We start from the raw sequence: 24,667 nt of genomic DNA, 5'->3' as shown, positions 1-24,667 counted from the left end.
TTCTCAGGAAAACTGGTGTCTATGATCGCGCAACATAAGCTGGTTCTTGCCTCCGGCTCTCCCCGCAGGATCGAGCTTCTGGGGCAAGCTGGCATTGAGCCGGATCATATTCAGCCGGCTGATATCGACGAAACGCCTGAGCGCGCGGAACATCCGCGTTCGCTGGCGCGTCGTCTTGCGCGTGAGAAGGCAAAGGCCGCCCAGGAACAACTCAAGAGCGACGAGAATTATTCCGGTGCTTTTGTTCTGGCGGCTGACACGGTTGTTGCCGTGGGACGACGGGTTCTGCCCAAGGCAGAAATCACCGACGAAGCGCGGGAATGCCTGCGTCTTCTGTCGGGGCGTACGCATAAGGTTTTCACCGGCGTTTGCCTTGTTCTGCCCAATGGCAATCTGCGCCAGACGCTCGTTGAAACGCGTTTGCGTTTCGAGCGCCTGTCACGCAAGCAGATTGACGCCTATCTCGCTTCCGGTGAGTGGCGCGGCAAGGCTGGTGGCTATGCCATCCAAGGGCTTGCGGGCAGTTTCGTGGTCAAGCTGGTTGGCTCCTATACCAATGTGGTGGGCCTGCCATTGCAGGAAACTGTAAGCCTGCTGGCCGATGGTGACTATCCGGTCTATGCTAATTGGGAAAGCGGCAAGGTCTGAAAATCCCATGAGTGACAAGAAAGACATATCCACCGCACCGGATGCACGGGTAACGCCATTGCGTCCTACTCGTCCCTGCCCTGAATGCGGAAAGCCGTCGGTGCGCGATACTTATCCGTTCTGTTCACCGCGTTGCAAAAGCATCGACCTCAATCGTTGGCTTTCGGGAAGCTATGTCATCCCGGGAAAAACCATCGAAGAAGAGGAAGAGAACGACAACTGAGCCTTATTGGCTCAGATTTCCACAGTGAAATCGGTGCTTTAGCAAGTTTATAAGAAATCTTATAAAAAGTGCGATAGGGTGCTGGACAGCGCGAAATTTAATGCTATAACGCACCCACTTCCGGCGGACACCAACACCGCCACACGGTGAGAAATCACCTGCAGGATGCCCGGATAGCTCAGTTGGTAGAGCAGCGGATTGAAAATCCGCGTGTCGGCGGTTCAAATCCGTCTCCGGGCACCACTCTTCTCCAGATGATGTTCCCAAGCATATTTTTTGCTCTTATAGCCTTGGCATTTGATGTCTCGCGTTCAGAGGACTTATGAAATTCTCCCCAGCCGATCAGAACGCGCTTTTCAATATTATGCGCTGGCGGCGGGACGTAAGGCATTTCCTGACAGATCCCATACCAGAAGAACTGCTCACAAGGCTGCGCGAGGCGATGCATTATGCGCCATCTGTCGGCAACTCGCGGCCATGGCGAATCTTCCAGGTTGAAAGCACTGAGAAGCGTGAAGCCGTCTATAGTCTGTTTGAGGCATCAAACCGGCGGGCCGCACGCATCTATGATGAAGCTCGTGCCAACAAATATCAGCAACTCAAACTCGAAGCCATTCGCACCGCCCCTGTGCAACTGGCCGTTTTCACCGAGAACGACCCTGTAGAGGGCCATGGGCTTGGTCGGCAGACCATGGCATCAACGCTTGAACAAAGCACGGCGATGGCTGTGCAGAACCTCAATCTCGCTGCCCGCTCTCTCGGTCTTGGCGTGGGAATGGTTTCGATTCTTGAACCGGACGCCATGAAGAGACTGTTTCAGGTACCGGAACACTGGTGCTTCAGCTTCTATCTCTGTATCGGCTGGCCATGTTTCGAGAGCGATACGCCACTTCTGCATGAAAACGGCTGGCAACAAAATACGACCCTTCGTTGGGATAAAATCTAGAGCGCAACCAGTCGTTGGTTGGGAGTATCCACATGGCGCTTTTGGGCGTATTTGATAGTTGATTGATACATTCCAATTTGCTTAATGATGCCCCATGCTTCTACACGACAAACATCGGCTCGCTGTTCTCACTTCCTACAACACGATCGAGATGGGGCAAGATCGCACATTGGATGCGCTCTGCAATCTCGTCCTGTCGACGTTTGGTGTGCCGATGGCAGCGGTCTCTCTGGTTGATGAACGCGTAACGCATCATATTGGCATGGCTGGCTGCACTTTTGGCGATGTGCCCAATGAGAACACCTTCTGCTCGCGAACCATCGAAAGCCAAGTGCCCTTTCTGGTGGAAGACGCGACATCCGATGATCGCTTTGCCGCCAATCCCTTCGTGAAAGATGCGCCGGGTATCCGCTTTTATCTTGGCGCACCTCTGATTGCTCCAGACGGCTCGACGCTGGGTGCGATCTGTGCGCTCGATACAAAATCGCGGCCCTGTACCTCTGAAGAAATACTGAAACTCACCAATCTTGCGAGCACCGCCGTCGAAATCCTGAGTATGCGCCGCATCATGCGTGATGCCCGCAAGCTGGCGCTTGTCGACGGTCTGACCGGCATTGCCAATCGCACAGGCATCGAGCTGGAAATCGAGAAGGCCAATTTAGCGCTCCGTAATCATGGGCTGACATTCTCGCTGCTCTATTTCGATGTTGATCGTTTCAAACAGGTCAATGACGAGCGCGGTCACTCTGCAGGCGACGAATTGCTGCGGCTGATCGGAGAAGTACTTGCCGGGCGCAACCGACCGGATGAGGTCAGCGCGCGTCCTGGCGGCGATGAGTTCATTGTGCTGCGATTGGGCGGCACCAAGGCAAGCGACCTTGCAGAAGCACAGCAAATCAAGGCTTTGCTTGATGATGCCGTTGCGCGTGAAGGCTTCAATGTCAGTTTCTCGATGGGCCTTGTGAGCTTCACTGTTGCGCCTGCCGATGTGACCGCAGCGCTATATGCGGCAGATGCTCTGCTCTATGACGCCAAGCGCCGCGGCAAGAATCTGATCTCCGCAGGCGAACAGAAATAAGCTTTTCCAACGCGCCGATCAGCTTCACTTTTCAGTGAGATTGCGGCGTGCCGCCTTGCTGCGATTGATCTGCAGCGCTTCTTCTGCGACCACTGCACCCTGCAGATAATTGGGAATGTTATCTTTCGGGTTTCAGCGCATTGCGCTTATCATCACATGACTTATTCAACATCTTAGCGAGGATTTTCCATGCTCTGGACCTTGTTCGGCATTCTTTCGGGTGCCTGTATCGCCATTCAGGCTCCCATCAACGCCGCGCTGGCTCGAGGGCTTGGATCGCCAGTCACCGCCGCTGCAATATCGTTTCTGTCGGGAGCAGTCATTCTTGGTATGATCGCAGCCGTAACGGCGCGTGTGACAGGTGCAATTCCAGCGTTCAATGTGCCAGCGGGCTGGTTGTTTGTGGCTGGCGGTGCGCTCGGCTGCATCTATGTCACGACATCGGTTTTGCTGACACCACGCATCGGGGCTGCCGCCGTGATGGGCCTTGCGGTCGCTGGACAATTGATGGCCGGACTGGCCGCAGACCGCATTGGTTTCATGGGCGTTGCTGTGCGCGAGATCACTGCGGGACGCATCGCAGGCGCGGTCCTGCTTCTCTCCGGCGCGCTGATGATCCGCTTTCTCTGAGGCATTTCCAGAAAAAGTGTAAAACGAATTTGCTTCGGATGAAGCATCAAACAAAAGCCGCGCTGGAAGTGCTTCCAGCGCGGCTTTTTTATCAACCTTTGAAGGTGTATTCCGCAATCGACTGTGGCTTCATTTCAATCGAGAAGCCCGGCAGCGTCGGTGGCATATAGGCCGCATCCTTGATGATGCATGGCTCGATGAAATGCTCGTGCAGATGGTCAACATATTCGATCACACGACCATCCATGGTGCCGGAAACGGCAACATAATCGATCATCGAAAGATGCTGCACATATTCACAAAGGCCAACGCCGCCTGCATGTGGCCAGACCGCTTTGTTGTATTTCGCAGCAATCAGCAGCACAGCCAGTACTTCATTCAGGCCACCCATGCGGCAGCTGTCGATCTGAACGATGTCGATTGCGCCTTCTGCGATGAACTGTTTGAACATGATGCGGTTCTGGCACATTTCGCCGGTCGCAACCTTCACATCGCCAATGGCTTCGCGAATTTTGCGATGACCTGCAACATCATCCGGGCTGGTCGGTTCTTCAATGAAGAACGGCTTCGAGAAAGCAAGCTTGTTGACCCACTCGATCGCCTGATCAACTTCCCACACCTGATTGGCGTCGATCATCAGATAACGATCTGGACCGATCACTTCACGCGCGATGGTGAGACGACGAATATCGTCTTCAAGATCACGGCCAACCTTCATCTTGATGTGGTTGAAACCTTCATCAATCGCTTCCTGACAAAGACGACGCAGCTTGTCGTCGCCATAGCCGAGCCAGCCAGCCGAGGTCGTGTAGCAAGGATAGCCGGTGGCTTCCAGCGAAGCTATACGCTCAGCCTTGCCGCTTTCCGCCTTACGCAGAATTTCGACAGCTTCCTCGCGCGTCAGCGCATCGGTGAGATAGCGATAATCGACGATGTCGGCAATTTCATCCGGCGACATATCGGCCACGAGCCGCCATACCGGCTTGCCCGCCTGCTTTGCAGCGAGGTCCCAAAAGGCATTGACGACAGCACCGGTGGCGAGATGCATCGCGCCCTTGTCCGGGCCGATCCAGCGCAGTTGGCTGTCGCCGGTCAGGTAACGCCAGAACTTGCCGGGGGCTGCGAGGAACTCATCCATCGAGGAGCCGACAACCAGATGGCGCATGGCAAGAATGGCCTGACAGCAGATATCGTTGCCGCGACCGATGGTGAAAGTGAGGCCATGGCCCTTCAGCGCTTCGTCATCCGTATCGAGGATGACATAAGCTGCCGAATAGTCCGGGTCCGGATTCATCGCGTCAGAACCGTCCAGACTTTGCGATGTCGGGAAGCGCAGATCAAAGACGCGCAGATCAGTAATTTTCGTCATGGTTCATTTCGCCTTAAATATCAGCGCGCACGTTCTGCTTCTGCGAGCCGAGACCTTCGATGCCGAGTTCGACAACATCGCCAGCCTTGAGATAGCGCGGTGGTTTCATGCCCATGCCAACGCCCGGAGGCGTGCCGGTGGAAATGATATCGCCCGGCTGCAGTGACATGAACTGCGAGAGGTAAGAAACCAGATGGCGCACGCCATAGACCATGGTCTTGGTCGATCCGTCCTGCATGGTTTCACCATTAACTGTGAGCCACATTTTGAGGTTCTGCGGATCAGCAACTTCGTCCTTTGTCACCAGCCATGGGCCGGTCGGGCCGAATGTGTCGCAAGACTTACCTTTGGTCCACTGACCGGCACGTTCGATCTGGAAAGCGCGTTCCGAGACGTCATGCAGCGTGCAGTAGCCAGCAACATAATCAAGCGCATCCTCTTCCGAGACATATTTCGCGGTCTTGCCGATAACGATGCCGAGCTCGACTTCCCAGTCGGTCTTTTCCGAACCGCGCGGGATCAGCAGATCATCATTCGGGCCGACGATGGCCGAGGTTGCCTTCATGAAGATAACTGGCTCTGGCGGCACAGCCATGCCGGATTCTGCTGCGTGATCGGCATAGTTGAGACCGATGCAGATAAACTTGCCGGTGCCTGCAACGCATGGGCCAAGGCGCGGGTTGCCTTCGACCTTTGGCAGCGCATTGACGTCCAGCGAACCGAGCTTGGCGAGTGCTTCAGGGCTGAGAACGGCACCCGACAGATCGCTGACATGGGCAGAGAGATCACGGATATTGCCGTCGGCATCGAGAAGGCCCGGCTTTTCCTGACCGGTTTCGCCATAGCGAAGAAATTTCATGAGTTTACTCCTTGTGGGGATGCTGAATTGGTAACGATGGGGCGAATAAGGGTGGTTGAGATTCTGGTTATGGCGTGCCGAAAATGGTGTTTTTCGAGAGCCGGAGCGGAGTCTACTTTAAGGTACATGAGCCTAGGCAAGCGCAGAAAAGTGCCATTTGCAGGCCGCCAGAGCCTGAATATCGACAGCCCTAGATCGTCCAACCACCGTCGATATTATAGGCCTGACCGGTCGTGTAAGTTGCACCTGCGAGATAGACTGCGAGGTCGGCAATTTCTTCCGGCTGACCGATACGGCCAATAGGCTGACGCGCGATGAAAGCTGCACGCTGCTCTTCATAATCGCCCTGTGCGCGCAGACGGTCCTGCAGCGACGGGCTTTCAACCGTTCCGGGGCAGATGGCGTTGCAGCGGATGCCCTTGGCAACATAGTCGGCAGCAACAGCCTTGGTCAGACCGATGACAGCCGCCTTAGTGACACCATAGGCAAAACGGTTCGGCACGCCTTTAACGCTCGAAGCAACGGATGCCATGTTGACGATGGCACCGTCCTTGCGCTCCAACATGCCCGGCAGCACGGCCTGAATGGTGCGGATCATCGCCTTGACGTTGAGATTGACGGCGAAGTCGAGGTCTTCGTCCTTCATTTCCAAAATTGAACCGCCATGGACAACGCCCGCGCAGTTGAACAGGACATCGACCTGACCGATCTCGGCAACGAGCGCCTTCACGGCTGCATCATCAAGCACGTTGAGTTTGCGGGTGATGATACCCGAAACACCGTCGAGTTCCTTCAGCGCTGCTTCGTTGATATCGGTCGCATAGACCTTGGCGCCTGCTTCCGCAAAAGCCAGTGCACTTGCACGGCCAATACCCTGAGCGGCAGCTGTCACCAGTGCGGTTTTTCCATCAAATCGTATCGTCATAGTCATGCCTTCCGTTCAACAAGCAGGATGTGATCGCAAGCAAGCACCACTTCGTCCCGCTGATTAAGCACTTCGCACCGCTCGGTAACGCGGCCCAGATTTGTCCGTTTCGGGTCGTCTTCCTTTGCGCTGATCGTCACGCGCGTACGGATCGTATCGCCGATATGCACCGGACGCACGAACCGAAGGCGGTCATAGCCATAGGAAAACGCAACAGGGTTAATCAACGTCGCGGTCAGGCCAACGCCGATTGCAAAGATCATCGTGCCATGCGCGATACGCTGACCGCCTAGCAAGGTTTTTGCAAATTCCGCATCCATATGGTGCGGAAAGAAATCGCCCGTATGACCAGCGTGAACCACGAAATCGGTTTCGGTGATCGTACGGCCATAGGTTGTGCGCTGATGGCTCAGTTCATAATCTTCAAAATAGATCGTCTGTTCAGACATGATCAAAACTCCGGTTTTGCAGCGAGCGGCGTGGCGGGCGCAGAGCTTGACTGATAGGCAGCTTCGACCAGTGCCATGGTGTGCCATGCATCTTCAACCGAGCCGATCAGTTCTGCATCTTCGTGGCAAGCAAAACGCTGCAACTGCGCCATACGATTGAGGAACGCATCCGGGAACCATGCGCCTTCAAGCGGTACGGATACCCAGTCGTCCCCGCCCTTTGGCTTGATCCAGAGCTCATCCGGTTCGCCGCGTGGATAGTCGAGATTGACACCGAGCTTCACATAGACGGCACCCTCAGTTCCGCAAATGCGGAACTCGCAGGCCTGAAACTTGCGGCCGAAATCATGATCGTGATTGATCGACAGCGCACAGCGCACGCGGTTGCCATAATCGAGGATCGCAGCCGTGCGGGTTTGTGCAACTTCGTGGTTTGGATGACCGATGGTCTTGGCGTGAACGCCTTGCGGATTGCCGAGCAGACCGCGCACGAAATCCAGATAATGGATCGAGTGCATGGCGATCTCAATACGTGGCAGACCTTTCAGGAACGGCCACAGACCCCAAGGGGTCGCAAGCGCCAGCCATGCGTCGAAATCCACCACTTCGCCAAGCAAGCCCTGATCCACAGCATCGTAAAGTGCCAACATCATCGGCGCGAAACGCAGCTGGAAATTCACCGCAGCTTTGAGATTACGAGCACGGCAGACTTTCAGAATTTCCGTAGCAGCTGCAAGATCGCTGCCCATAGGTTTCTGGATGAGACACGCAGAACCTTCCGGCAATTGCTTGAGGATCGAAGCATGGGCTGACGGCGGTGTTGCCAGATCGAAGATCGCGCCCTCAACAGCCAACGCCTCTTCAATGCTGGCAAAAGTCTTCACATTCCATTTGTCGGCGAGTTCTTTGGCCTTATCAAAATTAGGATCGAAAATGCCCGCAACCGGAAAACCGCCCTTTTGATAAGCGGGCAGATGCGCGTCGCCGACAATGCTGCCCGCACCGAAAATCACGATTGGTTTCGGTGTGGTCGGCTTCGCCCACCACTGGCGCAGGGCTTTCGGATCAAAAGCTTCAGTCATGATGGAAAACCTCCTCCATCATCGCCCACCACTCACCCTCTTTTCGGGTTTCAAGCGGCTTCTGGCATGGCATGCAGACTGACCACCATTCCTGATTTTTCGGATTATCGGCCATCTTCTTCATGTCGGCTTCAAAGTCGGTGCCAACATAGTCCCATGTGCCAAACAGCAGGTTTTCCGGCTCTTTGAGAAAAATCGTGTAATTGGTGATGTTGCACTCGGAAATGAGCGCCAGAATTTCCGGCCACACGCTCGCGTGCAGCTTCTTGTATTCCGCGCTCTTCTCAGGCTTCAGCCCGATCACCATGCCCATTCGCTGCGCCATTACGACCTCACGATCTCGCGCGTGAATTCAGAAACCGACCGCGCACGCACGGCATCCCAATCCCACGAAATGCCAATGCCAGCTTCCGATGGTGCAATGGCATGACCATCACGAATTTCCATGCCCTTGGTGGTCAGATCATCAAGCTGCGGAATATATTCGACATAACGGCCATTCTGCACGGCACAGGTGAGGCTGACATGCAGTTCCATCAGGAAGTGCGGGCAAACCGGAATATCGAAAGCTTCTGCGGCATGTGCCACTTTCAGCCATGGCGTGATGCCCCCGATGCGCGCCACATCGACCTGCACGATAGAGCACGCGCCCTTCTGCATATATTCACGGAAATGGCGGATCGAATAGATCGATTCACCTACCGCAATCGGAGTCGGGGTGGAACGGGTCAGGCGGATATGGCTGTCCAGATCATCCGCCGGAAGCGGCTCTTCGATCCATGCCAGATCAAGCTCTTTCAGGCGCTCGGCACGGCGGATCGCTTCGTCCACCGTAAAGCCCTGATTGCAGTCGGTCATGATTTCAAAGCCATCGCCCACGGCAGCACGAACGGCAGAAAGACGCGCATAATCTTCCGAACCATGCGGCTTGCCGATCTTCACCTTGGAGCCGGAGAACCCCTTGGCTTTGGCGGCTAGAGCATCCTCGACCAGCGCTTCTTTCTCGATATGCAGCCAGCCGCCTTCGGTCGTATAAAGCGGGCAGCGATCCTTGGCACCGCCTGCAAGTTTCCATAGCGGCAGGTTCTGTTTCTTCGCACGCAAATCCCAAAGAGCTGTATCGATTGCAGCAAGCGCCAAAGCGGTAATCGCGCCGATGGTTGTGGCGTGGGTCGCAAATTCGAGCTTACGCCATATCGCTTCGATGCAATCCGCATCTTCATTGATAATGAGCGGCACCAGATGATCGTTCAACAGGCGCATGACGGACGAGCCGCCGGTGCCGATGGTGTAGCTATAGCCCGTACCCACCGCCCCATCACTGTCGGTAATGGTGACAATTGGCGTTTCCTGACTGACGAAGCTTTGGATCGCATCTGTGCGCTTGACCTTCGGCGGAAGGTCGACCATGCGCAGTTCAACTTTTTCAATGCGTGCCATATCTATACCGCCAAGCTCTTGCCGCTTGCCGCATCTAACAGATGCGCCTGCGACAGATCAAAATGCATGGAGATTGCTTCACCGGAATTGAGAGGGCGCGGGTTGAGCATACGCGCTACCCATTCCTTGCCGGCGAACTCGACAAAAACCAGCGTTTCATTGCCAAGCGGCTCGGTGATCGAAACGCGCAGATGCTGTTCATGTGATGTACCGGCATCACCTGACGACAGGCCGTGGCCCGTCGGGAAAAGATCATCCGGACGCAAACCGAACGTTACCTTGGCACCGTCCGTAACCTTGGCCTTGAACTGTGCTGGCACTGGCAGACGGTCGCCACTGGCAAAAACCAGTTCCGAACCCTGCACGGTGGCCTCCGCCATATTCATCGGCGGCGAGCCGATAAAGCCCGCAACAAACTGCGTGGCCGGACGCTTAAACACTTCATCCGGCGTTCCGACCTGTTCAATATGACCATCGCGCATGATGACGATGCGGTCGGCCAGCGTCATGGCCTCAACCTGATCATGCGTCACATAAACGACTGTAGACTGCACTTTGGCATGAAGCTTCTTGATCTCCGTACGCATCTGAGTACGCAGCTTCGCATCGAGGTTGGAAAGTGGTTCGTCGAACAGAAACACTTCCGGATTGCGCACGATGGCGCGGCCCATAGCAACGCGCTGGCGCTGACCGCCCGAAAGCTGTGCCGGACGGCGCTCCATCAAGGCTTCGAGGCCAAGAATGGCTGATGCTTCATTGACGCGGCGATCAATTTCCGCCTGTGGCTGCTTGGCTATTTTGAGCGAGAAGCCCATGTTTTCGCGCACCGACATATGCGGATAAAGCGCATAGGACTGGAACACCATGGAGATATTGCGATCACGCGGCGGAAGATCGTTGACCACCTTGCCGCCGATTTCCAGCGCGCCGTCGGAAATGCTTTCAAGACCTGCGATCATGCGCAGCGTCGTGGACTTGCCGCAGCCGGACGGGCCAACAAGCGCCACAAATTCCTTGTCGGCGATTTCGAGATTGATGCCATGCACCACTTCGATTGTGCCATAGCGCTTGACGAGATTTTTAATGGAAAGCTGAGCCATTGTAATATCAACCTTTAACCGCGCCGAACGTCAGACCAGCAACAAGATGCTTCTGAACGATGAATGTGAGGGTCAGCGCCGGAATAATCATCACGACCGCCAGCGCGCACATGCCACGCCAGTCGATGGTGAATTCAGCGGTGTAATCGAGAAGACCGACAGGAAGGGTCTTGGAATTGACCGAGCGGGTGAGCTGGGAAGCCAGCGCATATTCGTTCCATGAAGTGAGGAAGGCGAAGATGCCAGCAGTCGCAATACCGGGACCAGCCAGCGGAAATTCCACCTGCCAGAAAGCCTGCCAGCGCGTGCAGCCGTCAATCTGGGCTGCTTCCGCCAGATCCTTCGGCACCTGACGGAAGAAGCCGTCGATCAGCCAGATCGTGAATGGCACATTGAGCGCCACATAAGTGACGATCAGACCGAAATGCGTGTCGATAATGCCAATGCGTGAATAGAGCATGAAGAGCGGCAGCGACAAGGCGATGCCCGGCACCGAGCGCGTTAGCATAAGACCGAGGAATGTCGTTGACTTGCCCCAGAAGCGGAAGCGCGCAAAGGCATAGCCACCTGAAACGCCAACGATCAGAGCGATTATGGTGGATGTGACCGAGATAATCAGCGAGTTGCGGAAATAATCCCAGACCGGAATGCCGCCGCCGCCTGCACCAGAGAACATCGCATAATAGGCATCAAGCGTAATTTCCTGCGGAATCCAGACCGGCGGCTTTGCCATGATTTCGACCGGCGGACGCAGCGAGGACAGCACAATCCATAGACCAGGCAGGCAGATGATCGTCATCGCGAGAAACAGGCCGACCAGGTACGCGACTTTCTTGACGCGACGCAGCAGACGATGCTGATCATTAGAGAGGGTTTTGGAAGCCATGATTACCACTCCGCTCCGATTTGCGCGCGTGCGGCTGCAAGCTTGCGGAAGAACATTACGGTGAAGAGGATCGAGAGCAGGATCGCGACATAGGCCATGGCATTGGCCAAGCCCATCTGCGCGTCCGAATAGGCGGTGCGCCCGACCAGTGTCCAGATCAGCTCGGTTCGCCGTGCCGGGCCACCATCGGTCATGATCTTCACGATGTCATAGGCACGCGCCACATCGAGCGAACGAATGGTCATTGCGATGAAAGCAAATGGCATCAGATAAGGCCAGATGACATAGCGGAACGTCTGCCATGGCGTGCAGCCGTCAACGCGCGCGGCTTCAACCGGATCCTGCGGCATGGACAGCAGACCACCCAGAATGAGGATTGCAAACACCGAGGTCGACATCCAGACTTCTGCCATCAGAATGGCAAACAGCGCCAGATTGCCGTCGATCAGCCATGGAATGGCGGTGTCGGTGATACCCAGCGATTGCAGCGCATTGTTCACAAGACCGATATTGTCGTTGAACATGAATTTGAACTGGAAGCCAACCAAAACCGGCGAAAACATCATCGGGAACATCATCAGCGTGCGCAAAACGCGCTGCCCGTGGGTGGCCTTATTGATGAGCAGCGCCAGACCAAGTCCGAGCAGCATTTCCAGATTGAGCGCGATGGTGAGAAAGATCACCGTACGAATGAATGCAGCCCAGAACACCCAATCACCCATGATGCGCTGATAATTGCGCAGACCGATGAAATTGAACAGGCTGTCAGGGCGCGTCAGCCGGAATGGCGTGAAGCTTGAATAAAGCGAAAGCGCGAGGGGAAACAGGACCACCGCTGCTAGGATGATGAAGGCCGGAAGCAAAAGCAAAACCGGCGGGGAAATTCGTTTAAACATTGTTCTTCCGAAGCGATTAAGCCAGCATCAAAGCGCGCGCATCTTGTCCCAAAACCGCTACACACTTTTTGGGATGCGCCTGGAATGGCCCGCCCCTGTTCAGAGCGGGCCATGAAGTCACAGGTTTAAATCACAATGCAAAATTAGAGTTCGCCAGCATCCTCAAGGATCTGCGTTGCCTTCTTGGCTGCATCATCAAGCGCCTGCTGCGAGGTCTTGTCACCAAGGATCGCTGCCTGAAGTTCAGGATAGACAGCGTTGGAAATTTCGATCCATGACGGGGTCTGCGGAACCGGGAAAGCGGTCTTTGCCGTTTCCTGGAATACCGACAGAACTTCCTTCTTATACGGATCGGAAGCAGCCTGTTCGATGACATAATCCCAGACAGCGCTACGGGTTGGCAAAGTGCCTGCAGCCGATTCCTGCTTCTGCGAATCCTCGTTGGTCAGGAACCAGACGAGCGAAGCAGCAGCTTCCTTGGTGCCGCAGGATTCAGTGACCGAGAAGCCGTGATGACCCGACCAGCCGGTGCGCTTGCCGGAAGAACCTGCCGGCGGAGGAACGATGCCGACATTGCCTGCGACCTTCGACGACTTTGGATCGTTGAAATAGGTCGCCCAGCCTGGCCAATCCAGATTGAGTGCAATGGTGCCGGATGCAAAGCCAGCGCCCAGCTCATCCCAGAGATAGTTGGTGGTGCCTGCAGGAACGGCCTTGGCCTTGTAAAGATTGACGAACCAGTCGAGCGCACGGACACCGGCTTCAGAATTGAAAGCTGGCTTGCCGTCCTTGAGATATTCGCCGCCTTCAGCGACCAGCATTTCATAGAAGCGGCCGTTGATGGCTTCTTCCTTGCCCGCAAACTGCGTGCCGTAGAAATTCGGCGGATCGGCAAAGAACACAGCCTGATCGGAAACTTCTTTCCATGTCTTAGGCGGTGCCAGATCGTAGCCGTATTTTTCCTTGAACGCGGTCTTCTTGGCGTCGTCTTCGTAAAGGCTCTTCTGATAGTAGAGCGCTGAAACGTCGAACTGCGCGCGTGGCAGCATGATCAGCTTGTCGTTAAGCGTCGAAGCCTTGATCACCGATGGCACGAAGCCTTCGATTTCTTCTTTTGGAAGCAAACCATTCAGATCGGCATAGAGATCAGGATATTGCGGCGCAAAAGACGAGTGGTTGGAGCCGACACACCAGTTGATCGAACCCGAAGCGATGTCCGACTTAATTTCCTTGTCCAGCTCGAAGTGGTTCTTCTTGGACAGGATGTTGACCTTGGCACCGGTCGCCTTTTCCCATTCAGCAATGCGCGAATACAGCGCTTCATACTGCTGACCGCCAATGAGCTTGGCATTGATGGTGACGCCCTCAAATTTACCCGGAAGTTCCGCAGCCCCCGCGGAAACCATTCCTGCAGCCAGCAGAACAGAACCTGCCAGCACAGATGTCGTGAAATTCCTCATGCTTCTCCTCCTACTAGAACACCGCGCGCCCTTTTTTTGGACGCCCCATACGGCGCTCTAACCTCCTTGAGCCCGATCATCGTGTTTCCCGAAATTCCAATCTGACTTCAGGCCGACGCTTTTACGGACAACTCCCCAGTCCGCACCCGATTGTGCTTCCTATATTTATATGCAAACATACTATTCACAATCGGTCAAGGCGATTTAGATGGCTTCACTACTTTCATCGCTTGCGATGTTCGTATATGAAGTATGCTATTCACGAAGGGGACCAGTTTGGAAACAGATGATCGTTATCGCGCGCCTGCGCTTGACAAGGGGCTGGACATTCTCGAACTGCTGGCCAGTGTCGATGGTGGACTAAGCCAGGCCGAGATTGCCAAGCACCTCGACCGCAGCCCCAACGAGTTTTACCGGATGCTAGATCGTCTGGTGAAGCGCGGTTACGTGACCAAGCTCGAAGGTGACCGTTATTCGCTGACGCTCAAGCTGTTCGGTCTTGCGCATCTTCATGCGCCGGTGCGCAGACTTGCTTCCTTTGCAACGCCCTTCATGCGCGAACTTGCTGATCGCTCGAAGCAGGCCAACCAGCTTGCTGTGTTTGATCGTGGTTCCGTCGTGGTGATCGCACAGCAGGAAGCCCCGGATTACTGGGGAATTTCGATCCGCGTCGGTTCGCATATCAGCCTTTTCGACACGGGTTCCGGCCATGTGCTTCTCGCCTTCCGCAAGCCAGAAGAACGCAAGATGATGATTGCCGAATATGTCAAAGACGGAGAGAGCGGCAATCTCGATGAAAGCTTCTATGAGCGACTCGATCAGATTCGCGAACGCGGCTATGAAATGATGCCAAGTGCGCAGGTGGCTGGCGTCTATAACCTCTCTGCACCGATTCTCGGTCCTGACGGTTCCTGCATCGCAGCCCTCACCTGTCCTTATGTCACGCTCGTCAATTCGACGTTCGCACCTGACATCACACAGACCATCAGCCTGCTACAAAAGACCGTCAAAGACCTCTCAAAGCTGGTCGGTTCCGATATCGGAACAACAGATTAATCCAGAGCGATAATTCTTATTTGAAAACTCTCTTCTTTTTTGAAAGTATGACATCGGAGGAGAGTTTTCATGATTATCGATACCCATCTGCATCTGATAGACAAAAGCGCGCTCAACTATCCATGGCTGGGAGACGTGCCAGCTTTGAACCGCGATTTTCTGTTTGAGACCTATCAGAAGCAGGCCGAACGTTGCGGCATTAAAGCAGCTTTACACATGGAAGTGGACGTTTCTGCCCCTGAAATTGCGGCAGAGACCGCTCACATTATGGCAATCTCGCGTCAAAATAATGGCTATATCAAGGGCGCAATAGCATCATGCCGCCCGGAAGAACCGGGATTTGCCGAATATCTGGAACAGAGCCGCAGCAATCCTTTCATCAAAGGCTTTCGCCGTGTGCTGCATGTCGTACCCGATAATGTCTCTGAGGGCGCTCTGTTTCGGGAGAATATCAAGCGGCTGGAAGACACTGGCCTGACCTTTGATCTCTGCACACTCCCGCACCAGATCGACAAGGTGCTGGCGCTGGCAGATCTCGCCCCGGACGTGCAATTCGTGCTTGATCACTGCGGCGTTCCGGACATCAAATCAGGTGCGCTGGAAGTCTGGCAAAAGGGGATTACCGAGATTGCGCAACGCGACAATGTAGTTGCCAAAATCTCTGGCGTGGTTGCCTATGCCGACGCGGAAAGCTGGACCGTCGACACGCTGCGCCCCTATGTCGAACATGTGATTCAGTCATTCGGCTGGGAGCGGATTGTATGGGGAAGCGATTGGCCTGTCTGCACCTTAGCGAGTAACGTCGACGCCGGGCTTTCCACATGGGTGGCGACAACCCATGCACTGCTTAAAGGATGCAGCGAAGACGAAAAGGCATTGCTTCTTGCCGACAATGCGCAGCGCATCTGGAAAATTTAAACTTAAAGGCTGGCGAGTTTTTCGCCAGCCAATTTGTTGAATTAAAAGCTTTCGCGGAAAAGCCGGTTGAGATCGGCGACAACGACCTCCGCCTTCTCATTGTTCAGCAAGCCCTTATTGATACGCTCGGAAGCCGCTTCCTGAAACGGCATATAGCCATTGTGACGCGGACGCACCCACGCCTCTTCCAAGGTTGCACGTGTATCGCGATAGAAGCCCGATGTTGCGTTGTTTACGGTATCGTCTTCCCATGCATCCGCATGTCCCGGCTGACCGTTGGACGCCGCGTAAAGCCCCTTCTGCACCTCACCGCTTGCAATCCAATAGGCGAAGTCGATTGCCGCTTCCGGATGCTTGCTGAAGGCTGAAACCGCAATACCCGTGCCACCCAGAGCCGATCCTGCAACGCCCGCTGGACCCGATGGAATATCGGCAAAACGGATCAGGCGATCACGGAAGCCCGGCATGGCATAATTCACATAGCCATAGATCAGCGGTGAACAGGCGATTTCGGATTCTGGCTCTGCCATTTCCTCAAACACCGCAATCGGGTCCATGCCGAAACATTCAGGCTTAACCAGCGAAGCAACCTCGCGCAGTTGCTCAAAAGCTTTCGCGCCATCCTCGACAGCGATCAGCTCGCCTTCAACCGCGCAAGGCGTTCCGGCATTGGCAACGAGTGTATAAAAGCACATCAGCGAATGCGGCGAGCGCAGTGGCAGCAGAACTTTCCCAGCGCGCGCCAGACGCAGCACCTCGCCCCATGAGGTGGCTGGCTTGTCCATCAGGTCTGGACGCCATGCCTGAACCTGTGTTGCTGCATCGAGCGGAAACGCCCATTGCCGCCCCTGCCAGTTATAGCTTGGGAAGGATTGGCCCACAGAGCCATCGGCAAGCTCTTTCAGTTCCGTTTCGCGGCCCGGCACATCAAGCGGCAGCAGACAGCCTTCCTTGGTGATCTGGCCCACATGCGGATGGTCGATCACGATCATATCGAAATTGCGTGCCAGTTCCTCAACCGGAAAGGTCTCGAAATCCTGTAGCGACCGCTTTTCCCACTCGATTTCAACGCCGTTGTCAGCAAGCCATTGTTCGGCACCCGCAACCATCGGATCATAGCCGCGCGGGTGACTCCAGGTCATGCCTTTAAGCTTGATCTTGCTCATAGACCGAACTCCTCGCGGATTGCTTTGCTGTTTTCGCCAATACGCGGCGCGGCGCGTGCCACCTTCGGGCGCTGTCCGTTGATGCGCAGTGGGGAACGTGTGGTGGTGATGGCAACATCATCTTCACGCGTTACCGTCTGGAGCATATCGAGGGTTGAGAAACCTTCGCTTGCGAGCAGTTCTTCCCAGTTGAGAACGCGGGCGCACCAGATATCAGCCGGTTCCAGAATGGCGAGCCATTCATCGACGGTTTTCTCGGCAATGCGGGCAGCAATCAGCCGCTTAATCTCATCGCGTTTTGCGAAAGCAACTTTCGGATCGGCAATGAATGGCGCAAGTGTATCTGTTTCAAGCAGCGGCGCCAGCTTCGCAATCGGCATCATGGCGATTGCGAGATAACCGTCCGCTGCCGGATAGACACCGTAAGGTGCTGCGAGATAGGCGTGAGCACTGCGGAAATCGGAACGCTTTGGCAGACGACGGCCATCGTTAAGGTGGGTGGTCAGCACTTCAAACTGGAAATCAACCAGCGCTTCGAGAAGGCTGGTTTCGACATGAGAGCCTTTATTGGTGATGCCGCGGCGAACCAGCGCTGCGAGAATTCCCTGTGCGGCTGCAGCCCCTGCCAGCATATCGGCAACCGCCAGACCGAATGGAACCGGTCCCTGCCCTTCATCACCATTGAGCCACATGAGGCCCGAGCGTGCCTGCGCCAGCAGATCCTGTCCGGGACGACCGACCCATGGCCCCTCTTCGCCATAGCCGCTGATCGATGCATAGACGAGACGCGGATTGATTTCTTTGGCTGCCTCGTAATCAAGACCAAGTCGCTTGATGACACCGGGGCGGAAATTCTGGATCAGCACATCGGCCTGTGTGAGAAGCTTTTTCAGCGCAGCCAGATCGCCGGGATTTTTGAGATCGATCGCAAGACTGTCCTTGCCGCGATTGATAGCATGAAAAATCGTAGAATCGCCCCCGATTTCCGTGTCGCTCAGATAAAGTCTGCGCGAAAGATCGCCACCATCAGGCCGTTCAATCTTGATGACGCGCGCGCCCAGATCCATCAGACGCAACGAGCAATAAGGCCCCGACAGAAACTGGCTCATATCGACAACGACAAGCCCGCTCAGCGGCAGTTCGCTTTCCGACATCGGGAAATTCCCTCCTCATGAATTTCTTATGTAAATATAGTCTTCACATATGGATTTATAGAAGGCAAGGCTGAAATTGGGGTATTAGAGCGCATTTCGATCTGATTGGATCAGATCGGCGCTCTAATCTCTTATTTTGACGCGCATCTTTTTCCGATCGAAGCGGGATAAGAAATCAGTCCAGTGGACTGATTTCCCCGCGAAGCCGTTTCACACTTTTCGGGATGCGCTCTAATGCAAAAACGCCGCCCAGAGGGGCGGCGTTTTTAAGGAAATAAAGGATCAATCAGAGTGTCAATTCGACTTCATTGCTGGCCAGTTCCAGCAAGGTCCAGACGTGATCAGCGAATGAGTTCCACACTTCGATCCGGTAATGATCGGCATCCCACTTCAACAGAATGATCTGGGCATGATCGAAGATCGTGCGAGCAGCACCCGGAAAGCTCATCTTTGAGAGCTCAAGCGGGGAAGCGGCATTCAACAGCCATTCGGCTTGGGGGCCGGAAATGTCGATGCCAGTTTCGCGATGACTGACTTCCGTCAGGCTGTGCGGTTCGGTTTCATAAAACTTGGCAAAAGCCTGTGTAATGGCGTCCGCCTTGCTTTCATCTGCCCAGATATACCATTCATCCGGTCCGATGCAGGCAACCGCAATATCGCCACTGCGCGTAAGGCCACCGATTTTGGCCGGGAATTTTGCACCCAGTGCCTTTTCAGCCAAGGCCAGTTTTTCCGGAGCAATGCGCAGGACAAAGCGGGCAGCGTCATCGGCTGCGTGGATTTCCAGACGACCGGGAATGACGACCTTGCGGTTCGAATAAGGTTTTGTCTCAACAAGCATGGTTCAATCCTTATCCGTTCAACTTCTTGCCTTCGGGGTCGTAGAAGACCATGCCCGAAACAACCGCTTCGTGTACGCTGCCATCAGGCATCGGCATATAAAGCGTTTCGCCCATACGATCGTTACCACCTGATACCACGGCCATCGCGATAGACCGGCCAAGCGCCTCGCTCCAATAGGACGAAGTGACATGACCGAGCATGGTCATAGGCAGCGCCTGTTTTGGATCAACGACAATCTGCGCACCTTCTTCCAGCACCAGCTTCGGATCGTTGGTCAAAAGACCCACAAGATGCTTGCGATCTGATTTGAGCATATCCGGACGGGCCAGCGAACGCTTGCCAACGAAATCCGGCTTCTGCTTGCCGACGGCCCAGCCGAGGCTTGCATCATCCGGCGTTACGGTGCCGTCCGTATCCTGACCGACAATGATATAGCCTTTTTCCGCGCGCAGAACGTGCATGGTTTCGGTGCCGTAAGGCGTGATATCATATTGCTGACCGGCCTCATAAAGCGCCTTCCACAGCGACAGACCGTAACGGGCGGGCACGTTGATTTCATAGCCTAGCTCGCCGGTGAAGCTCATGCGGAACAGACGCGCTGGAACGCCCAGGAATTTGCATTCCGCAACCGACATATGCGGGAAAGCTTCATCGGAAATATCCAAGCCTTCAACCATTGGCTCGATGAGCTTGCGCGCATTCGGGCCGTTGATTGCCACCACGGCCCATTGTTCCGTGGTTGAAGTAAGCCGCACTTTCAGGTCCGGCCACTCGGTCTGGAGATAGTCTTCCATCATATTGAGAACACGCGCGGCACCGCCGGTTGTGGTCGTCACATGGAAGCGATCCTGCGTCAGACGACCGACAACACCGTCATCGCGGATGAAGCCATCTTCGCCAAGCAGCAGACCATAACGGCAGCGCCCGACACCAAGCTTTGTCCATGGATTGGTGTACATGCGGTTCATGAATTCGGCGGCATCCGGGCCGACCACTTCGATCTTGCCAAGTGTGGACGCATCGAACATACCAAGCGACTGGCGGGTTGCCTTGCATTCACGCGCCACAGCCTGATGCATGTCTTCGCCAGTTTTTGGGAAGTACCATGCGCGACGCCACAGCGAGACCGGCTCGAAAGCTGCGCCATGCTGTTCAGCCCAGCTATCAATTGGCGTCTTGCGCGTGACATCAAACAGTTTGCCGCGATTGTAACCGCAGAAAGCGCCAAAGGTCGTCGGCGTATAAGGCGGACGGAAAGTGGTGAGACCAACCTGCGGCGTTGGACGCTTGAGTGCGTCGGCGGCAACGGCCAGACCGTTGATATTCGAGGTCTTGCCCTGATCGGTCGCCATGCCATTCGTGGTATAACGCTTGACGTGCTCGATGGAATGGAAACCCTCGCGCACGGCCAGACGAATATCCTTGGCGGTCACATCGTTCTGGAAGTCGACAAAAGCCTTGGCTTTGCCCGGATCGCGATCCGTTGGCAGTTCGCGAACACTCACACCATCACAGACGAAATCACCGGCAACCGCATATTCAGACGCCTTAGCCTTATGCCCGGCATCCGAGGCCGCAACAGCACCCGCTTGCGCACCCTCACGCAATGCGGCCTGCAAATCGAAATTGCCATTACCTGCACCGGCGCAGCGGCTTTCCTCGGTGCGTTCGCCCGGCAGATAAATCTGGCGTGCCTCATCCCAGACGAGGGAGCCTTTCGTGTGCGAGAAAAGATGCACGCTCGGATTCCAGCCGCCAGACATCAAAACAACATCGCACGCAATCGTGCGCGCAGCACCGACCGAGCCGTTAGAAACCGGGTTAGCCCGCACGGACGACACGCGATGGCGCCCGCCGGTGTCTGTAACAGTCCAGCCGGTCAGTGTTTCAATGCCGAGCATTTTTGCACGATTGATGAGGCTGTCGGCAACATTTGAACGCACATCGATGATGGCTGGAATTTTCACGCCTGCGACCGCTAGATCAAAAGCCGCAAGCCATGCGCTGTCATGCGAAGTGACGACGACAGCCTGATTACCGACCTTAACGCCATAGCGATTGAGATAGGTGCGCGCAGCGGAAGCCAGCATCACGCCGGGACGGTCATTGCCTGCAAAGACCAGCGGCTTTTCGATTGCGCCCTGCGCCAGCACCACTTGCTTTGCACGCACGCGCCACATGCGTTCACGCGGCGCATTGGTGGCGGGCTTGGCCTGATGATCGGTCAGGCGCTCGCAAAGGCCGACCATGTTCTGATGGTAATAGCCAATGGCAGTTGTGCGCGGCAAAAGCGTGACATTCGGATTGGCTTTAAGGGCCGCGATGGTCTCATCCAGCCAATCCCAGCTTGCGCGGCCATTGATGACCGGCTCTGGCTCCGACAGAAGCGAGCCGCCAAATTCGGCCTGCTCGTCAACGAGAATAACCTTTGCGCCGCTCTTTGCCGCCTCTAAAGCAGCCGCCAGACCGGCAGGTCCACCGCCAGCGATCAGAACGTCGCAGAAAGCATAGCGGCTGGCATAGGTGTCCGGGTCTGGTTCGGATGGTGATTTGCCAAGACCGGCAGCGCCACGGATGAAAGGCTCATAGACCTTGTTCCAGAAGCTTTTCGGCCACATGAAGGTCTTGTAGTAAAAGCCTGCCGAGAAGAACATGTAGAGCGCATCATTGATCGCGCCGACATCGTGCTTCAATGATGGCCAATGGTTCTGGCTTTCGGCCTTGAGGCCGTCATAGAGTTCGAGAACCGTGGCGCGCGTGTTCGGCTCATAGCGACCCGGCCCACGCGAGACGCCCATCAGCGCATTCGGCTCTTCGGAACCAGCCGAAAGAATGCCGCGCGGGCGGTGATATTTAAATGATCGACCGGCCAGATGTTCGCCATTAGCAAGCAGTGCGGAAGCCAGCGTATCACCTTCAAAACCGGAATAGGTCTTGCCGTTGAAGCTGAACCGCACGGACTTGGCCTTGTTGACACGGCCTTTGTTATGAATGCGCATATCGGTCATTATTTCGTCTCCGCAGCCGGAGTTTCTGCCAAAGCAGGACGGGTTTCACCGGCCTTGTAGGTGGTGACGAACTTGTCGCTCACCGTATCGCGCACCGCATTGAAGAAGCGACCGCAGCCATTGATATGCCGCCAGCGTTCATAATGCGTGCCGCGTGGATTGGAGCGCGTGAACAGGAAATCACGCCATTCATCGTCAGAAAGCGTCGATGGGTCGGCTGGACGCGCAATATGCGCTTCGCCCGCATAGGCGAATTCAAGCTCTGGACGTTCCATCTCGCAATAAGGGCAACGGATAAGAAGCATTTTGTGTTTCCCCTATTTCCTTAGTGAGCTACGGCGGCCGCAGCCGCTTCATCGATCAGGCGACCGGTGGTGAAGCGTTCAAGCGTGAACGGCGCGTTGATCCAGTGTGGTTCGTCGCAGGCAATTGTATGCGCAAAGACATGCGCCGAACCCGGTGTCGCCTTGAAGCCACCCGTGCCCCAGCCGCAATTCACAAACAGGCCCGGCACCGGCGTCTTGCCAATGATCGGCGAACGATCCGGTGTGACGTCAACGATACCGCCCCATTTGCGCAGCATCCGCATACGGGTGAAGATCGGGAAAACTTCGCAGATCGCCGCAAGCGTATGCTCAATCAGCGGCAGGCCGCCGCGCTGGCTGTAGGACACATACTGGTCGGTGCCGGAACCGATCACCAGCTCGCCCTTGTCAGACTGGCTGATATAGGCATGAACCGTGTTGGACATGACCACGCAAGGGAAGATCGGCTTAACCGGCTCGGAAACAAGTGCCTGCAGCGGGTAGCTTTCGAGCGGCATACGAACGCCTGCCGTATCCATAACAATGGAGGTGCTACCAGCGGCAGAAACGGCCACTTTCTTCGCCTTGATGAAACCGCGTGGCGTATCAACACCGGTCACGCGACCCGAAGCATCGCGGCGAATGGCCGTAACCGGGCAATTCTGGATGATATCAACGCCGCGCTCCGTCGCACCGCGGGCATAGCCCCATGCAACTGCATCGTGACGGGCAACGCCGCCGCGCCGCTGCAAGGTCGCACCAACAACCGGATAACGCGCATTGGCCGAAATATCGAGCGGTGGGCAATATTCCTTCGCCTGTTCTTTGGTCAGCCATTCGTTGTCGATACCATTGAGACGATTGGCATGGATGTGACGCTTGAAGCTCTGCACATCATGCACCGTATGCGCCAGCATCATCACGCCGCGTTGCGAGAACATAACATTGTAGTTGAGGTCTTGGCTCAAGCCTTCCCAAAGCTTCATCGCATGTTCGTAGAGATGCGCGCTCTCATCATAGAGATAGTTGGAGCGAATAATGGTGGTGTTGCGCCCGGTATTGCCGCCGCCAAGCCAGCCTTTTTCGATGACCGCAACATTGGTTATGCCATGCTCCTTGGCTAGATAATAGGCGGCACCCAGACCATGCCCGCCAGCGCCGACAATGATCACATCATATTCGGCCTTGGGTTCGGCATTCGGCCATTGCGGCTTCCAGTTCTTGTTACCGGAAAGCGCGTTGCCAACGATAGAAGCTAACGAAAAGCGGGACATATACAAACCACCAGTCTTACGGTTCACGCTCCCATGTGGCGCATGAAAAACCTCTGTAGATATTTGTATTGGGTCGCGGACGATATCGACAGCAGGCTTGCGTCAAAAGACGTCATAAATACGACATCGGCACCATTTCGCGACATGATGTTTCATGGATGATTAGGCGTTGCAATTCAATCGGCAGCAAGCCAGTAGTAGCCGGGCATTTGATTGTTTCGACCAACGCTACGACTGGATTGCCAATGACCGACACACTGCCGCTCAAGCCGCTCGACCTGCCTGAAAACGAATTCGCGAGTCTCGTGCCGAATGCCAGATTGCGGCAACAGTTCCAGTTCATTCTTGAAGTCGAAAAGCTGAAGCAGGTCATTCGTCGGACACCGCTCCTGGATGCGTCGCGCCGCGAAAACGATGCCGAACACACCTGGGAGCTGGTGCTGATGGCAATGGTTTTACAGGAACATGCAAATGAGAACGTTGATCTGCTGCGTGTGCTCAAGATGCTGATCATCCATGACATCGTTGAGATCGATGCAGGCGACACCTTTATCTATGACGATGCAGGTGCGCTCGACCAGGAAGAGCGTGAAATGCAGGCAGCCACCCGGATATTCGGCATTCTGCCCGAAGATCAGGCGCTGGAATTCCGCGCCCTTTGGGATGAGTTCGAGGCACGCAAAACAGCAGAAGCGCAGTTTGCCCGCGCGATGGATCGGCTGCAGCCACTCCTGCACAACTTCTTCACAAGGGGCGGCACCTGGCATACGCCGGGCGTAACTGCGCCTGTGGTGCTTGACCGGAAGTCACCGATTTCCCACGCATCAGACACGCTTTGGGAAGCTGCACAGCGGATTATCGCGGAAGGTGTTGAGCGCGGATTTTTAAAGCAGAGCTGACCAGCGCCTGATTGGTCAAGCTTGGGTTTGGCAGATTTCTGGTTGTCCGAGAC

The 24,667-nt window shown here is 55.4% G+C and carries 25 protein-coding genes and 1 tRNA gene; 9 read left to right on the top strand and 17 right to left on the bottom strand.

The window, feature by feature from the left end; translation table 11 throughout:
• Positions 1-21: 21 nt before the first annotated feature.
• The 6 genes from QSJ70_RS14870 (at position 22) to QSJ70_RS14845 (ending at position 3,525) form a co-directional block, all read left to right on the top strand.
• On the top strand, positions 22-648 hold the full coding sequence (locus QSJ70_RS14870; protein WP_064320121.1) for a Maf-like protein: 627 nt from the start codon (positions 22-24) through the stop codon (positions 646-648).
• A 7-nt stretch (positions 649-655) separates the two neighbouring features.
• Entirely contained in the window at positions 656-871 is a 216-nt protein-coding gene (yacG, locus tag QSJ70_RS14865; RefSeq protein WP_064320120.1) for a DNA gyrase inhibitor YacG, read from the top strand.
• A 167-nt stretch (positions 872-1,038) separates the two neighbouring features.
• Positions 1,039-1,114 (top strand) — tRNA-Phe (locus tag QSJ70_RS14860).
• A 79-nt stretch (positions 1,115-1,193) separates the two neighbouring features.
• Positions 1,194-1,817, top strand: a complete 624-nt coding sequence (bluB, locus tag QSJ70_RS14855) for a 5,6-dimethylbenzimidazole synthase (protein WP_285537492.1) — start codon at positions 1,194-1,196, stop codon at positions 1,815-1,817.
• Positions 1,818-1,911: 94 nt separating this feature from the next.
• A complete protein-coding gene (locus QSJ70_RS14850) occupies positions 1,912-2,895 on the top strand; it encodes a sensor domain-containing diguanylate cyclase (RefSeq protein ID WP_285537491.1) in 984 nt (327 codons plus the stop codon).
• 189 nt (positions 2,896-3,084) lie between these two features.
• A complete protein-coding gene (locus QSJ70_RS14845; protein ID WP_200635514.1) occupies positions 3,085-3,525 on the top strand; it encodes a DMT family transporter in 441 nt (146 codons plus the stop codon).
• 91 nt (positions 3,526-3,616) lie between these two features.
• Here the strand turns inward: QSJ70_RS14845 and QSJ70_RS14840 are convergent, their stop codons facing one another.
• From QSJ70_RS14840 to QSJ70_RS14790, 11 genes are all read right to left on the bottom strand, one after another.
• Complete coding sequence (locus QSJ70_RS14840) at positions 3,617-4,894, bottom strand: L-fuconate dehydratase (RefSeq protein ID WP_285537490.1); 1,278 nt, start codon at positions 4,892-4,894, stop codon at positions 3,617-3,619.
• Positions 4,895-4,907: 13 nt separating this feature from the next.
• Complete coding sequence (locus QSJ70_RS14835) at positions 4,908-5,753, bottom strand: fumarylacetoacetate hydrolase family protein (RefSeq protein WP_285537489.1); 846 nt, start codon at positions 5,751-5,753, stop codon at positions 4,908-4,910.
• 190 nt (positions 5,754-5,943) lie between these two features.
• A complete protein-coding gene (locus QSJ70_RS14830) occupies positions 5,944-6,678 on the bottom strand; it encodes an SDR family oxidoreductase (RefSeq protein ID WP_285537488.1) in 735 nt (244 codons plus the stop codon).
• Positions 6,679-6,680: 2 nt separating this feature from the next.
• Positions 6,681-7,127 carry a MaoC/PaaZ C-terminal domain-containing protein gene (locus QSJ70_RS14825; protein WP_285537486.1) on the bottom strand — a complete coding sequence of 149 codons (447 nt, stop codon included), beginning with the start codon at positions 7,125-7,127 and terminating at the stop codon, positions 6,681-6,683.
• Positions 7,128-7,129: 2 nt separating this feature from the next.
• The gene (locus tag QSJ70_RS14820; protein WP_285537484.1) at positions 7,130-8,209 is read right to left on the bottom strand and encodes a Gfo/Idh/MocA family protein; all 1,080 of its coding nucleotides are present in this window, start codon (positions 8,207-8,209) and stop codon (positions 7,130-7,132) included.
• Positions 8,202-8,534 carry an L-rhamnose mutarotase gene (locus tag QSJ70_RS14815; protein WP_285537483.1) on the bottom strand — a complete coding sequence of 111 codons (333 nt, stop codon included), beginning with the start codon at positions 8,532-8,534 and terminating at the stop codon, positions 8,202-8,204. Before QSJ70_RS14815 ends, QSJ70_RS14820 begins: the two co-directional genes overlap by 8 nt.
• Entirely contained in the window at positions 8,534-9,649 is a 1,116-nt protein-coding gene (locus QSJ70_RS14810; RefSeq protein WP_285537481.1) for a mandelate racemase/muconate lactonizing enzyme family protein, read from the bottom strand. Before QSJ70_RS14810 ends, QSJ70_RS14815 begins: the two co-directional genes overlap by 1 nt.
• A 2-nt stretch (positions 9,650-9,651) precedes the next feature.
• Positions 9,652-10,749 (bottom strand): ABC transporter ATP-binding protein, encoded by a 1,098-nt coding sequence (locus QSJ70_RS14805; protein WP_285537479.1) that lies wholly within the window; start codon positions 10,747-10,749, stop codon positions 9,652-9,654.
• A 7-nt stretch (positions 10,750-10,756) separates the two neighbouring features.
• Positions 10,757-11,635, bottom strand: coding sequence for a carbohydrate ABC transporter permease (locus QSJ70_RS14800; protein WP_285537477.1), 879 nt, complete (start codon positions 11,633-11,635; stop codon positions 10,757-10,759).
• Positions 11,636-11,637: 2 nt separating this feature from the next.
• Entirely contained in the window at positions 11,638-12,531 is an 894-nt protein-coding gene (locus QSJ70_RS14795) for a carbohydrate ABC transporter permease (RefSeq protein WP_007873403.1), read from the bottom strand.
• A 143-nt stretch (positions 12,532-12,674) separates the two neighbouring features.
• A complete protein-coding gene (locus tag QSJ70_RS14790; protein ID WP_285537471.1) occupies positions 12,675-13,991 on the bottom strand; it encodes an ABC transporter substrate-binding protein in 1,317 nt (438 codons plus the stop codon).
• 252 nt (positions 13,992-14,243) lie between these two features.
• Here QSJ70_RS14790 and QSJ70_RS14785 point away from each other — a divergent pair, with 252 nt between their 5' ends.
• A complete protein-coding gene (locus QSJ70_RS14785; protein ID WP_285537470.1) occupies positions 14,244-15,047 on the top strand; it encodes an IclR family transcriptional regulator in 804 nt (267 codons plus the stop codon).
• A 69-nt stretch (positions 15,048-15,116) separates the two neighbouring features.
• Positions 15,117-15,965, top strand: a complete 849-nt coding sequence (locus tag QSJ70_RS14780; protein WP_285537468.1) for an amidohydrolase family protein — start codon at positions 15,117-15,119, stop codon at positions 15,963-15,965.
• 41 nt (positions 15,966-16,006) lie between these two features.
• Here the strand turns inward: QSJ70_RS14780 and QSJ70_RS14775 are convergent, their stop codons facing one another.
• The 6 genes from QSJ70_RS14775 to QSJ70_RS14750 form a co-directional block, all read right to left on the bottom strand.
• Positions 16,007-17,131, bottom strand: a complete 1,125-nt coding sequence (locus tag QSJ70_RS14775; protein ID WP_285537466.1) for an extracellular solute-binding protein — start codon at positions 17,129-17,131, stop codon at positions 16,007-16,009.
• Complete coding sequence (locus tag QSJ70_RS14770; RefSeq protein WP_285537464.1) at positions 17,128-18,285, bottom strand: CaiB/BaiF CoA transferase family protein; 1,158 nt, start codon at positions 18,283-18,285, stop codon at positions 17,128-17,130. The genes QSJ70_RS14775 and QSJ70_RS14770 overlap by 4 nt, the downstream gene beginning before the upstream one ends.
• Positions 18,286-18,571: 286 nt before the next feature.
• A complete protein-coding gene (locus QSJ70_RS14765) occupies positions 18,572-19,126 on the bottom strand; it encodes a sarcosine oxidase subunit gamma (RefSeq protein WP_194779154.1) in 555 nt (184 codons plus the stop codon).
• Positions 19,127-19,136: 10 nt separating this feature from the next.
• Positions 19,137-22,136 (bottom strand): sarcosine oxidase subunit alpha, encoded by a 3,000-nt coding sequence (locus QSJ70_RS14760; RefSeq protein WP_285537462.1) that lies wholly within the window; start codon positions 22,134-22,136, stop codon positions 19,137-19,139.
• Entirely contained in the window at positions 22,136-22,441 is a 306-nt protein-coding gene (locus QSJ70_RS14755; RefSeq protein ID WP_194779152.1) for a sarcosine oxidase subunit delta, read from the bottom strand. The genes QSJ70_RS14760 and QSJ70_RS14755 overlap by 1 nt, the downstream gene beginning before the upstream one ends.
• A gap of 20 nt (positions 22,442-22,461) precedes the next feature.
• Positions 22,462-23,715, bottom strand: a complete 1,254-nt coding sequence (locus QSJ70_RS14750) for a sarcosine oxidase subunit beta family protein (protein ID WP_285537459.1) — start codon at positions 23,713-23,715, stop codon at positions 22,462-22,464.
• A 245-nt stretch (positions 23,716-23,960) separates the two neighbouring features.
• Here QSJ70_RS14750 and QSJ70_RS14745 point away from each other — a divergent pair, with 245 nt between their 5' ends.
• Entirely contained in the window at positions 23,961-24,614 is a 654-nt protein-coding gene (locus QSJ70_RS14745; RefSeq protein ID WP_285537457.1) for an HD domain-containing protein, read from the top strand.
• Positions 24,615-24,667: the final 53 nt, after the last annotated feature.

It is taken from the genome of Brucella sp. NBRC 12950 (genome assembly GCF_030268145.1).
Classification (GTDB): domain Bacteria; phylum Pseudomonadota; class Alphaproteobacteria; order Rhizobiales; family Rhizobiaceae; genus Brucella.
Note: the sequence above shows the minus strand (reverse complement) of the source record. Positions and strands in the feature narration are given on the sequence as shown.

What these genes read in the sequence shown, in the direction of transcription:
- QSJ70_RS14870 (WP_064320121.1), top strand. Translation starts at nt 22, where the DNA reads ATGATCGCGCAACATAAGCTGGTTCTTGCCTCCGGCTCTCCCCGCAGG.
- QSJ70_RS14765 (WP_194779154.1), bottom strand. Translation starts at nt 19,126, where the DNA reads ATGCTTGTTGAGACAAAACCTTATTCGAACCGCAAGGTCGTCATTCCC.
- QSJ70_RS14780 (WP_285537468.1), top strand. Translation starts at nt 15,117, where the DNA reads ATGATTATCGATACCCATCTGCATCTGATAGACAAAAGCGCGCTCAAC.
- QSJ70_RS14810 (WP_285537481.1), bottom strand. Translation starts at nt 9,649, where the DNA reads ATGGCACGCATTGAAAAAGTTGAACTGCGCATGGTCGACCTTCCGCCG.
- QSJ70_RS14790 (WP_285537471.1), bottom strand. Translation starts at nt 13,991, where the DNA reads ATGAGGAATTTCACGACATCTGTGCTGGCAGGTTCTGTTCTGCTGGCT.
- bluB (WP_285537492.1), top strand. Translation starts at nt 1,194, where the DNA reads ATGAAATTCTCCCCAGCCGATCAGAACGCGCTTTTCAATATTATGCGC.
- QSJ70_RS14775 (WP_285537466.1), bottom strand. Translation starts at nt 17,131, where the DNA reads ATGAGCAAGATCAAGCTTAAAGGCATGACCTGGAGTCACCCGCGCGGC.
- QSJ70_RS14830 (WP_285537488.1), bottom strand. Translation starts at nt 6,678, where the DNA reads ATGACGATACGATTTGATGGAAAAACCGCACTGGTGACAGCTGCCGCT.
- QSJ70_RS14800 (WP_285537477.1), bottom strand. Translation starts at nt 11,635, where the DNA reads ATGGCTTCCAAAACCCTCTCTAATGATCAGCATCGTCTGCTGCGTCGC.
- yacG (WP_064320120.1), top strand. Translation starts at nt 656, where the DNA reads ATGAGTGACAAGAAAGACATATCCACCGCACCGGATGCACGGGTAACG.
- QSJ70_RS14820 (WP_285537484.1), bottom strand. Translation starts at nt 8,209, where the DNA reads ATGACTGAAGCTTTTGATCCGAAAGCCCTGCGCCAGTGGTGGGCGAAG.
- QSJ70_RS14825 (WP_285537486.1), bottom strand. Translation starts at nt 7,127, where the DNA reads ATGTCTGAACAGACGATCTATTTTGAAGATTATGAACTGAGCCATCAG.
- QSJ70_RS14760 (WP_285537462.1), bottom strand. Translation starts at nt 22,136, where the DNA reads ATGACCGATATGCGCATTCATAACAAAGGCCGTGTCAACAAGGCCAAG.
- QSJ70_RS14845 (WP_200635514.1), top strand. Translation starts at nt 3,085, where the DNA reads ATGCTCTGGACCTTGTTCGGCATTCTTTCGGGTGCCTGTATCGCCATT.
- QSJ70_RS14750 (WP_285537459.1), bottom strand. Translation starts at nt 23,715, where the DNA reads ATGTCCCGCTTTTCGTTAGCTTCTATCGTTGGCAACGCGCTTTCCGGT.
- QSJ70_RS14835 (WP_285537489.1), bottom strand. Translation starts at nt 5,753, where the DNA reads ATGAAATTTCTTCGCTATGGCGAAACCGGTCAGGAAAAGCCGGGCCTT.
- QSJ70_RS14755 (WP_194779152.1), bottom strand. Translation starts at nt 22,441, where the DNA reads ATGCTTCTTATCCGTTGCCCTTATTGCGAGATGGAACGTCCAGAGCTT.
- QSJ70_RS14770 (WP_285537464.1), bottom strand. Translation starts at nt 18,285, where the DNA reads ATGTCGGAAAGCGAACTGCCGCTGAGCGGGCTTGTCGTTGTCGATATG.
- QSJ70_RS14850 (WP_285537491.1), top strand. Translation starts at nt 1,912, where the DNA reads ATGCTTCTACACGACAAACATCGGCTCGCTGTTCTCACTTCCTACAAC.
- QSJ70_RS14840 (WP_285537490.1), bottom strand. Translation starts at nt 4,894, where the DNA reads ATGACGAAAATTACTGATCTGCGCGTCTTTGATCTGCGCTTCCCGACA.
- QSJ70_RS14805 (WP_285537479.1), bottom strand. Translation starts at nt 10,749, where the DNA reads ATGGCTCAGCTTTCCATTAAAAATCTCGTCAAGCGCTATGGCACAATC.
- QSJ70_RS14785 (WP_285537470.1), top strand. Translation starts at nt 14,244, where the DNA reads ATGCTATTCACGAAGGGGACCAGTTTGGAAACAGATGATCGTTATCGC.
- QSJ70_RS14815 (WP_285537483.1), bottom strand. Translation starts at nt 8,534, where the DNA reads ATGGCGCAGCGAATGGGCATGGTGATCGGGCTGAAGCCTGAGAAGAGC.
- QSJ70_RS14795 (WP_007873403.1), bottom strand. Translation starts at nt 12,531, where the DNA reads ATGTTTAAACGAATTTCCCCGCCGGTTTTGCTTTTGCTTCCGGCCTTC.
- QSJ70_RS14745 (WP_285537457.1), top strand. Translation starts at nt 23,961, where the DNA reads ATGACCGACACACTGCCGCTCAAGCCGCTCGACCTGCCTGAAAACGAA.